The organism is Thermomicrobiales bacterium, assembly GCA_023954495.1.
Classification (GTDB): domain Bacteria; phylum Chloroflexota; class Chloroflexia; order Thermomicrobiales; family CFX8; genus JAMLIA01.
The window spans coordinates 17926-27871 of sequence record JAMLIA010000040.1 but is presented as its reverse complement, the minus strand read 5'-3'; the positions used below and the strand labels follow the sequence as shown (position 1 = coordinate 27871).

Genomic DNA, 9946 nt, shown 5'->3' with positions numbered 1-9946 from the left:
GCAACAGCGGCGGTCGCGGATCGCCGGTCTCCAGTCCGACCATTTCCATGGCTGCCTTCAACCCACCGATGCCAAATCGTGTCGTGACTGCGGCGTTCGGCGCCAGCAATCTGAACTGCAGATCACGCGCGCGTTCGTGCTCGCCTTCCTGATACAGCTGATACAGATCTGCACACGCCTGCGGTGCAACATCGGCCAGCGCCAGAATGCCGCCCTTCGCGCCAAGGCAGAGCGCCGGGTACAGGAAGTTAGCCGAGCCGGCCAGGACCGCGAAATCGTCGTCGGTCCCAGACACCATCTCGGCGAACTTGACCGCATTGCCGGCACTGTCCTTCACGCCGACGATGTTCGGGTGCTGCGAGAGCATCGCGACAGTCGATGCCGGCAGGTCAACACCGGTGTAGGCGGTCATGATGTAGACCAGAATCGGAATCGGCGATGCATCGGCGACCGCAAAGTAGTGCCGCTTGAACGCTTCGGCGTCGTAGCGCGGACGATAGTAGTGTGGTGTCACAACTAGCGCGTAATCTGCGCCGAGACCCGCCGCCGCCTGCGTTATCCGGATCGTCGCGCGGGTGGATTCGACACCAGTTCCTGCGAGCACCAGCCGTCGCCCGTTGACCGTCGTCACGGCAGTTTCGATGAGACGCAACTTCTCGTCCTCATCGAGCAACGCCGATTCGCCGTTCGATCCCATTACGACAATGCCATCGAGCGGGCTCTCGGCATACCACTCGACGTTGCGCGCGTAGGCGTCCAGATCCAGCTCACCATCGGCTCCAAACAACGCTGCTATCGGGGCCAGAACGCCCTGCAATGCACGGTCCGCCATCTTCGCCTCCCCTGTCGGTGTCTGGGCGACACCATACGCTTCACACATCCTCAGGCAGAGGATACTTCCCAACGTCTCTCTCTGCGCTGTCCGAAATACAGAGCGCCACAAGTGCGCCCGCAACAATCCAGAACAGTGCGACCATGTGCGAAAACTCCGGATTGAACAAGTAGTGGTCCACGACTGCAACGGCGAGCAGCGCCAGGAACACTGTTGCGAAGCTTAACGTCACGTCCCCGTCGCGACCCTTTCGCGCCAGCACGACGCGAACCGCGCGCCAGGCAATGACGGCAGCGATCGCCAGGAACACTGCGAGGCCAACGAGCCCGATGCGCTCTGCGATCAGCAGATATACGCTGGAAACGCCGGTCTGCAAATGATTGGACGGCGCATCGCCGAACCCGACGCCGATCCACGGATGCTCGCGAATGATGTTCCACGCGTTCTGATATTCCTGCAGGCGCAGCTTCGTTGCCGGATCCTGGAGCGTGAATCCCTCCCACAGTCGAGTGATGAACCCACTGCCCAGACCAAACGCAATGCCGAAGAGGCCAACGACACCAAGCGGCGCGATGAGCCAGCGACGTCGCAGCACCAGCACGAAACCGATGCCGAGCGCCGCCCCAACCCAGGCACCTCGCGAATAGGATAGAAGCAGCGCCAGCGCTGTGACGCCAGCAGCCGGGCCAGATACCCAGACGCTCACCGACCGCTTTGCCGAGAGCAATTGACTCGCGGCGAGCAGCAACCCAACCATCATCAGGCCGCCAAAGGCATTCGGATCGACGCCGGTGCCGATCGCTCGCATAGACAGTGCGGGGTTCGATTCGATGAAGCGCACGATCTCGTCCGATGGATACCCGTAGGCGACCAAGCGACCCAGCACGCGCATCGTCAGGCCCGGTCCGCCTGCAAACAGGGCGAGCCCGATCAGTCCAGCAAACGTCGATCCGGCCAGCAGAATATGGAGAAGCAGCCGACCGTCACGAGGCGAGCGGATGATTTCACGCGTGAGCCAGAACATGCCGATCGCCAGGAGGAATCGCCCGAAATCGTGCGCCGTCTGGCTCGTATAGCCCCGCCCGATGCCGAGCAGAAACGCAACCGTCGCGATGCCGATCAGCACGAGAACGAGCGCTTCCGACCAGCCGACGTGAAGTCGCTGGCGGCGATCCAGCAATGCAACCGCACTGCCAGCCAGAAGACAGTAGATCAGCGCCAGTTCCAGCAATGTCGGAGTAATTGGTCCGCCAAGAGGCAAGACGCCAAACGGCAGGATGCAGGCAACAGCGATGACCGCAATGAATCCGGACCAGACGCTCCGCAATAGAACGACAGCCAGGGCCGGAGCCACGGCAACGGCTGCAGCGACAGGAAAACCCACCCGGATCGCGACCAGCCCGACCAGCGCACCGGCCAGGATCGTAAGCGCGATGACACCGACCTGCGACCACTGGGTTCGTCGGGCCGGAGCGGCCTGGCTCAGATCCATCGCCGCAGCCGAAACGCAAGCACCATCCCGCCGGTGATCGCGAGCATGATCGCCGTGATGATCGCCAGCGCGTAACTGGAGTGCTCGTAGGGCAGCGGCACGTTCATACCAAACACGCTGGTGATGAGCGTCAGCGGCAGGATGATGACGGAGATGACCGTGAGCGCCTTAATCACTTCATTCAGCCGGTGCGACGCCAACGAGTCGAACGTATCACTGAGCCCTTCAAGGACTTCTTTGAGATCGTCGAGCGAATCCCAGATCTTGGCCAGGTGGTCAGCGATGTCGCCGAAGTAGATGTCAGCATCGATGTCGTCGCGAAGTATCGGCAGGTCACGATGCTCGAGTTGCGAAATGACCGCGACTTGCGGCTTGATGATGCGGCGCAGCGAGATGAGATCACGACGTACTACTGATATTTCCTGAACGGTACGCAGGCTCGAGCTATCGAAGATTGCATCCTCAATCGCATCGATGCGGTCGCCAAGACGATTGACAATCGGGAAGCAATACTCAACGAGGCGGTCAATCACAAAATACAGCAGATGCGCCGGTGATTCGCCCATCATCGCCTCGCGCGCGTCCTGTGACTTGGCTGCCTGCTCGAACATCCCCACCAGCGGGGCAAGTACACCATCGTGCGCTGTGATGACGTAGTCATCGCCGACAAACAGATCCACTTCAGATGCTGACGTCACACGCGTTTTCTTGTTGTGAATCGGGAAATGCATGACGATGAAAACGTAGTCTTCGTCAATGTCCAGTTTCGGTCGTTGCGTGCGACTGGTGACGTCCTCCAACACGAGCTCGTGAAAGTCGAACTCGTCACGCAGAAACTCAATCTCTTGCGCACCGGGTTTGCGAATGTCGATCCAGCGCAGTCCCTCGTGGACAACGACCTGCAGGCGCGACGAGACGTTTGACGAATCCTGGCGTCCACGCCGCGACACCGGGCGGATGAGCCGCCCTGCCGCCGCGATTGGTACGTTTCTGCGCTTGCTCGCTGTCATGCACGTGCCTCGTCATGAAGCGTGTCGGCCAGGAGCCATTAGCCGAATTGCCGACCCTGTCTATCCGACTAAAGGATACGGTCAGAACAGCGGAGCGACTCGTTGCTCCGCATAGATTTCACAATTCGACCTACGAGCGCACGAGGATGACCTCACGCTGCGGCTCAGCGAGGAACTCACAACCGTCCGCGGTCACGACAATGTCCTCCTCCTGACTGACGAAGCCGTATCCGGGCACGAGACAGCCGATCTCCAACGTGTACACCTCGTCCTTCTCAAGCGCGCCATATGGTCGCTGGCCATAGCGCTCCCAACGCGGCCCGAGCACAGTCCCGCCGTCGTGGCAAGCCCGTCCCATCTGGTGCCCGAGCGCAAACTGCCACTCTTCCAGACCTTCGGCGTGGAAGATCTTGCGGGCGACATCGTCGACTTCCCAGCCCAGCACCCCCGGACGAATGAACGCTGCCGCGTCCTGAATGCAACGATTGATAATCGCAAAGTGGCGCTTCACTTCATCCGGTGCCTCGGTCTCGCCCGGTCGCAGGAAGTAGTACGTTCGTTGCATGTCCGAGCAGTACTCGTCTTCGAGGACGCCGAAGTCAATCGACAGCAGCTCTCCTGCGCGCGTCGTGACATCGGTCGGTCCGACATGGCCGCGCGGCGACTCAGTACCGGCGGTCACCCCCGGGCAGTAGTTCCAGTCCCACGACGACCCGAGCCGCCGCTCGTCAAGCTGCGCGTGCATGAAAGCGCTGATTTCGAGTTCGCTCAACCCCGGCCGAAGCCAGCGTTCAGTCGCCTCCCAGATGCGCTCCGTTGTCTGGACAGCCGTGCGAATTCGCGCCAGTTCCGATGGCGACTTCCGTGCGCGCACCTTTGTCGGGATCTCGCCGGACGATTGCACCCGCGCCCAGTGCGGCGTGTCCTTCAGCATCTCCTCCAACAGCAGGTACATGCCGTGCGTGAGGCCGTCCGCCATATTGTTATCAGTCGAGTAGTTGAGCGCGATCGCATTCGGTTGCAGCTCATCGAGCGCCTTGATTAGCTCGCCCGAAACGCCTTCGACGTAGCCAACAACATTGTCCCAGGCACCGGTCTGGCGGATATTCGCCACGTCGCCCGTCGCGACAATGGCACGATGGTCGCCAGTGCGCGAGATGATAAACGCTGACTCCCAGGTCACGCTCGTGCCCACGACAAGGGGCAGGCTCGGATCACCGAGGACATCGCTCTCCCGAGCGAGAATCATCCAGACATCAACGTCGTGCTCGTTGAGCACATCAACAGCTTGGGCGATCTTTTCGCGGATGATCGGGTTTGCCATCTGCCCGCTCCTTATCGTCGAGTTCGGCGCTCGCTACCGCCGCATCTTCACGACTTTGAACGCTTCTGCCATAGGAACGCCGCCACCCTTGCCGACTTCAGTGGCCCGATCGCGCATGCGCTGGTCCAGCGTTTCGCCTGTGCCGATCTGGCTCACGTGTGCGCGGAGCGCATGGACCTTGGCATCAATCGTTTCGCTAATGTCGATGAAACGATCTGGGTTCTCTGAGCCGTACAGCCAGAGTTCGGCCACTTTGTGCGGCTCGAGTCCCTCGGCCAGGTGCTGAGGGAAGTACAGTGGATCTCGGGCAGTTGGGTACACGGAATCAACAGCCGTGATGCCGACAGCACGGTGATCGGAATGCAGCGCGTACGGCCGGAACGGATCATGAGTGATCAGCACGTCGGGCCGATGCGTGCGGATCTGGCGCACGATCTTCTCCCGGAAATTGACATCCGGCTGCAGCTCGCCGTCACCCTGGCGGAGAAACACGGTCTCGGCAACACCGAGACGCTTGCTGGCTTCCAGTTGCTCGCTCTCGCGGAGCTTCGCCAGTTCCGGTGATGTTATGTCACGCCGCGCGGTACCCTTGTCACCCGATGTGCACAGCACGAACACGACGTGCTTGCCCTCACGAGTGAATTTGGCGACCGATCCGGCACAAGAAAACTCGGCATCGTCGGGATGCGCTACGACAACCATGACGCGCGAGAAGCTGTCGTCCGCGCTCTCCGATTCTGTCGATTGCGGTGTCGTTGAACTACCAGACATGGAGCAGCCTCACCCTCCCAGGTTCATGACAATTGATCGGGTGCCGATGTAGACACAATGCTTCAATATCCACCAGCCGGAATTGCGCGTCAAGTGGTCAGCATCGGGCCGGATTCCCATTTCAATGGGTATACTCTGCGCGATGACAGTTTCCAGCCGACCAACTCGGCCCGCTCCGCTGCGGATTCTCATGATCGCGCCGACATCCTTCTTCGCGGATTACGGCTGTCACGTGCGTATCCTCGAAGAGACAACGGCGCTGCAGCGGATAGGACACATCGTTCGCATCTGCACCTATCACAATGGCCGCGACCTGCCGGGTATTGATATCCGACGGTCGGTAGATGTGCCGTGGCTCAAGCGTGCCGAGGTCGGCAGTTCGCGCCACAAGGCCTATCTCGATGTTGCGTTGCTCGTTGAGGCGGCGCGGCAGGCTCGGCGCTTCAAGCCCGACGTGATCCACGCCCACCTGCACGAGGGTGCACTAATCGGGAGCATCATCGGGCGGATCGCGCACGTGCCGGTCATCTTCGACTATCAAGGGTCGCTCACCGAAGAAATGCTTGACCACGGCTTCCTACGCCGTGGCGGTTTGAGCGAGCGATTCTTCCGCAAGCTGGAACGCACGATCGACCGGCTACCAGATCGGATCGTTCCGAGCGGCGTGGCCGGGCTGGAGTACCTGCAGTCACACGGGGTGCCAAAGTCCCGCATCCGACACGTGCCGGACGCCGTCGATCTTGAGCGCTTTGACCCAGAAGCTTCCAGAGCCGCAGGCGCTGCTGTCCGGTCTCAGCTAGGCATACCGGCGGATGCGCGGGTCGTCGTCTACCTCGGCCTGCTGGCAGAGTATCAGGGCACAACCGTGCTTCTTGAGGCCGCACAGCGCTATTTGCGCGATCAACCGGACACCTACTTCATCGTCGCGGGCTATCCGGGCGTCGAGTGGTACGCGCAAAAGGCGGACGTGCTGGGCATCTCGGCCCGCATGACGTTTCCGGGCAAGATCGATTATGAGGACGCACCCGCGCTGCTGGCGGCCGGGGATATCGCGGTCGCGCCGAAACTCTCCACGACGGAAAGCAACGGCAAGATCTTCAATTACATGGCCATGGAGCTACCGACGGTCGCAACCGACTCGCCGACCAATCGAGCGATCCTCGGCGAGCTCGGGTACTTCTTTGGACCCGGTGACGCCGCCGATATGGCAGCGAAGCTGGCCGACGCATTCAGCGCCGACGAGTCCAGACGAGCCGCGCTGCGCGCCCGGATTGCGAATCACTTCGACTGGGACGACCGTATCAGCGACCTGCTCGATGTGTATCGAGAGGTCACCGGTCGTGCGATTGCAGCGCCAATCGCCGAGGCCACGTCGGCGAGTGCTGATTAGCTTCGGCCTGCCAGCAGGTCGGCGAGATACGACTCCAGCGAATCGTCGGCGACTGTCGTCTGCTCGCCACTCGTCATGTCGCGCACCACAACGACACCCTGAGCAATCTCATCCGGCCCAATCACCAGCGCGTACGGGATCTTCTTCCGACTTGCGTAGCGCAACTGCCGGCCCAGGTCCCGATTCTCTTCCAGCGATACTTCGGTCGGAATCCCAGACAGGCGTAGCCGCGTGGCAATGGACAGCGATTCTCCGATGCGCTCCGAATCGAAGATCGAGACGAATACATCCGATGTCGTCGCGGAGACATTCAGGAGGTCAAGCTCTTCAACCACATCGATGATGCGTTCCAGGCCGAGCGACATGCCCGTCGCGGGGAGATCCTGCCCGGAGAACATGCCGACCAGTCCGTCATACCGGCCAGCCCCGCCGAGCGAGCCGATCTTCGGCTCATCGACGGTCGTCTCGAAGACAGGGCCGGTGTAGTACTCAAGCCCACGCGCCAGCGCCAGATCGAGGACGTAATGCTCCGATGGAGCACCGAGCGCAGCCAGATACTCGAACAGGTCCTCAAGATCACTGATCGCCTCACGGGCCAGCTCAATGTTCGAGAGGCGCTCCGAGATGGCCGACAGCACGGCATCCGGCGCTCCCGAGGTCGATACAAGATCGACGATTCGCCGCGCGACGACGCTCTCGACGCCGGTCGCTTCCAGCTCGCGCGCAACGCCGTCCTCGCCGATCTTCGCCAGCTTGTCGATCGCGCGATACACGCCCGGAGCCTGCGCCGCCGAGACGCCAGCGTACAGCGCCAGGCTCTCCAGCAGCTTCCGGTGATTGATATGGACGACGAAGTTCGGCATCTGGACACCACGCAGCGACTCGATGACGATCGAGACGACGTCGGCGTCGGCCAACATCGACGTCGAGCCAACGATATCAGCGTCGCACTGCCAGAACTCGCGATAGCGCCCCTTCTGCGGCCGATCGGCACGCCAGACGGGGCCGATGTGATAGCGCTTGAACGGGTAGACCAGCTCGTTGCGATGCACCGCGACGAACCGTGCCAGCGGCACCGTCAGGTCGTAGCGCAACCCGACTTCACGCCCACCGTGATCCTCGAAATGGTAGATCAGGCGCTCGTCTTCACCGTACTTCCCGGCCAGCGTCTCGTAGTACTCAAGCGCCGGTGTGTCGATCGGCTCGAATCCATGGCTCTCAAAGACGGTGCGCAATACACCCATCACGTGCTGGCGAAGCAGCATGCGCTCCGGCAGGAAATCCCGCATGCCTTTCAGCAGTTGCGCCGACCGCCTCGGTCGGCTTTTGCCTGTGTTGGCAGCAGCGTTCGGTTCGTCGTTCATTCATCTCCCCCGGATCAGTCCAGTCGGCCGGTGATCCGGCGCGGCCCGATGATAGCAAAGAGCACACAGGTCACCGCTATTTGTTAACCTCGAAGACCAGGTGCGCGATCTCGTTGGCGATGAGCTTGTCCATCGCCAGCGCCACCGCGTTTGACGATCCCGGCGTCGACAGGATCAGCGTCCCATTGATCACTCCAGCGGTCGCGCGCGACAGCATCGCCGCTGCCCCGATCTCATCCCAGGAGAGCATCCGGAACAGCTCACCGAACCCGGGCAGAACCTTCTCCAGTCGCCGCGAAATGACATCGTAGGTCGTGTCACGGGACGCGATCCCTGTCCCGCCGTTGAACAGAATCGCCTGGCACTCGTGGTCTGCGGTGTAGCGGTCGAGCAGCGCGTCGATTTCGACCGGCTCGTCAGGAACGATGTGGTAGCCCACGATCTTGTGCCCCGCGCCGATCAGACGCTCACGCATAATCGTGCCGCTGCGGTCGGTCTTCTCGGTCCGTGTGTCGCTGACCGTGATGACGACGCAGCTCACCTGAGCCGGCGCACTCTCGCGATGCTGCTGAACGGACTCACTCATGTCGTACCTCCGCCTTCCGTGCTGATCATCTGGATTCGATTCCGCTAGTCAAGCGTAAGGTTCTGGTGATGCTCGACCGATTCGATGGAGCCGTTCCCACGCCGCGTGATGGCGATGAGGTCGATCCGCCAGATCATGTCCTCGATGTCCGGATGAGCCTGACGATACCGACCTGCGGCGCGAAGAAGAAACGCGAGCTTGCGCGCGTCAACCGTCTCTGCCGCGCGACCGAACCGTGAGCCGCTGCGCAGCTTCACTTCGACAAAGACCAGCTCATCGCCGTCGATAGCGATGATGTCGATCTCCCCGCCACGATAACGTACGTTCCGATTCAGGATGCGATAGCCGCGCTCGGCCAGCCACTCGGCAGCAAACGCCTCACCGGCTGCACCGAGCTCAGTCCGCGACGGCATCGAGTTCCAGCCGCGCGATCGGCGCAAACGAGCGTCGATGATGTGGAGTTACGCCGTGGATCGACAGCGCCCGCTGATGCATAGCCGTGCCGTAACCCTTGTGTCCGGCGAACCCGTAGGCAGGCAGCTCGTCGTTCAAATTGCACATGATCGTGTCGCGGTGCGTCTTGGCCATGATTGATGCCAGCGCGATTGAGAACGAAATCGCATCCCCATGCACAATCGCGTCATGGCTGCACCACAGGCCCGGCAGCTTGAACGCATCAACAAGTAGATGTGCTGGAGACGGCTCGATCGCTCTGGCTGCCTCGCGAAGTGCAAACAGATTCGCAGCACCAACGCCGAGTTCGTCTATCGTCGCGACGTCCACGACGAAAACCGCGTGCGGAACGGCCAGCGCCCGGACTATGTCGGCGACGCACTCCCGCTGCCGTGGAGAGATCTGCTTGGAGTCCCGAACCAGCGCGCCATGGCGGTTGAGCGCGCGCGTCAGCCGAGCCCGAAACGCCCGATCTTCCGGCAATGCAACAGCGGCGGCGACGAGTGGCCCCGCCCAGGCTCCGCGCCCGGCCTCATCAACTCCGGCGACAACCTGCTTGCCGCATTTCCAGGCGCGCCGTTCCCAGTCCAGTGTCGGTGACCTGCGTCGATCATTCATAGTGGCTCTATTCTGCACCAATCGCCACGGTCTGGGATAGGAACTCGGGTCAGAGTCGGACAGGCAAACAAAACGACGGCCCAAAAATCGGGCCGTCGTTGAGAAT

10 protein-coding genes are annotated in these 9946 nt (G+C 61.5%); 1 reads left to right on the top strand and 9 read right to left on the bottom strand.

Annotated elements, in window-relative coordinates; all coding sequences use genetic code 11:
• The 5 genes from M9890_09285 to M9890_09265 form a co-directional block, all read right to left on the bottom strand.
• On the bottom strand, positions 1-832 hold an 832-nt coding region (locus M9890_09285), incomplete at its 3' end, for a dihydrodipicolinate synthase family protein (protein ID MCO5177146.1).
• Between the two features lie 40 nt (positions 833-872).
• A complete protein-coding gene (locus tag M9890_09280; GenBank protein ID MCO5177145.1) occupies positions 873-2324 on the bottom strand; it encodes an O-antigen ligase family protein in 1452 nt (483 codons plus the stop codon).
• A complete protein-coding gene (locus M9890_09275) occupies positions 2315-3334 on the bottom strand; it encodes a magnesium transporter CorA family protein (protein ID MCO5177144.1) in 1020 nt (339 codons plus the stop codon). Before M9890_09275 ends, M9890_09280 begins: the two co-directional genes overlap by 10 nt.
• A 130-nt stretch (positions 3335-3464) precedes the next feature.
• Positions 3465-4658: a M24 family metallopeptidase gene (locus tag M9890_09270; protein MCO5177143.1), complete on the bottom strand. Its 1194-nt coding sequence runs from the start codon at positions 4656-4658 to the stop codon at positions 3465-3467.
• A 33-nt stretch (positions 4659-4691) separates the two neighbouring features.
• Positions 4692-5429 carry a PIG-L family deacetylase gene (locus M9890_09265; protein MCO5177142.1) on the bottom strand — a complete coding sequence of 246 codons (738 nt, stop codon included), beginning with the start codon at positions 5427-5429 and terminating at the stop codon, positions 4692-4694.
• A gap of 142 nt (positions 5430-5571) precedes the next feature.
• Between M9890_09265 and M9890_09260 the strand changes: the two genes are divergently transcribed.
• Positions 5572-6819 carry a glycosyltransferase family 4 protein gene (locus M9890_09260; protein ID MCO5177141.1) on the top strand — a complete coding sequence of 416 codons (1248 nt, stop codon included), beginning with the start codon at positions 5572-5574 and terminating at the stop codon, positions 6817-6819.
• Here the strand turns inward: M9890_09260 and hisS are convergent.
• The 4 genes from hisS to M9890_09240 all read right to left on the bottom strand — a co-directional run bounded on the left by hisS (position 6816) and on the right by M9890_09240 (position 9840).
• Positions 6816-8183, bottom strand: coding sequence for a histidine--tRNA ligase (hisS, locus tag M9890_09255; protein ID MCO5177140.1), 1368 nt, complete (start codon positions 8181-8183; stop codon positions 6816-6818). The two genes, M9890_09260 and hisS, sit on opposite strands and share 4 nt — an antisense overlap.
• 76 nt (positions 8184-8259) lie before the next feature.
• On the bottom strand, positions 8260-8769 hold the full coding sequence (locus M9890_09250) for a molybdenum cofactor biosynthesis protein MoaB (protein ID MCO5177139.1): 510 nt from the start codon (positions 8767-8769) through the stop codon (positions 8260-8262).
• Positions 8770-8813: 44 nt separating this feature from the next.
• Positions 8814-9182 carry a YraN family protein gene (locus M9890_09245; GenBank protein MCO5177138.1) on the bottom strand — a complete coding sequence of 123 codons (369 nt, stop codon included), beginning with the start codon at positions 9180-9182 and terminating at the stop codon, positions 8814-8816.
• Positions 9166-9840 carry a ribonuclease HII gene (locus tag M9890_09240; GenBank protein MCO5177137.1) on the bottom strand — a complete coding sequence of 225 codons (675 nt, stop codon included), beginning with the start codon at positions 9838-9840 and terminating at the stop codon, positions 9166-9168. The genes M9890_09245 and M9890_09240 overlap by 17 nt, the downstream gene beginning before the upstream one ends.
• Positions 9841-9946 lie beyond the last annotated feature (106 nt).

Coding starts and splice junctions, on each gene's coding strand:
- M9890_09280 (MCO5177145.1), bottom strand. CDS start 2,324: ATGGATCTGAGCCAGGCCGCTCCGGCCCGACGAACCCAGTGGTCGCAG.
- M9890_09275 (MCO5177144.1), bottom strand. CDS start 3,334: ATGACAGCGAGCAAGCGCAGAAACGTACCAATCGCGGCGGCAGGGCGG.
- M9890_09270 (MCO5177143.1), bottom strand. CDS start 4,658: ATGGCAAACCCGATCATCCGCGAAAAGATCGCCCAAGCTGTTGATGTG.
- M9890_09265 (MCO5177142.1), bottom strand. CDS start 5,429: ATGTCTGGTAGTTCAACGACACCGCAATCGACAGAATCGGAGAGCGCG.
- M9890_09260 (MCO5177141.1), top strand. CDS start 5,572: ATGACAGTTTCCAGCCGACCAACTCGGCCCGCTCCGCTGCGGATTCTC.
- hisS (MCO5177140.1), bottom strand. CDS start 8,183: ATGAACGACGAACCGAACGCTGCTGCCAACACAGGCAAAAGCCGACCG.
- M9890_09250 (MCO5177139.1), bottom strand. CDS start 8,769: ATGAGTGAGTCCGTTCAGCAGCATCGCGAGAGTGCGCCGGCTCAGGTG.
- M9890_09245 (MCO5177138.1), bottom strand. CDS start 9,182: ATGCCGTCGCGGACTGAGCTCGGTGCAGCCGGTGAGGCGTTTGCTGCC.
- M9890_09240 (MCO5177137.1), bottom strand. CDS start 9,840: ATGAATGATCGACGCAGGTCACCGACACTGGACTGGGAACGGCGCGCC.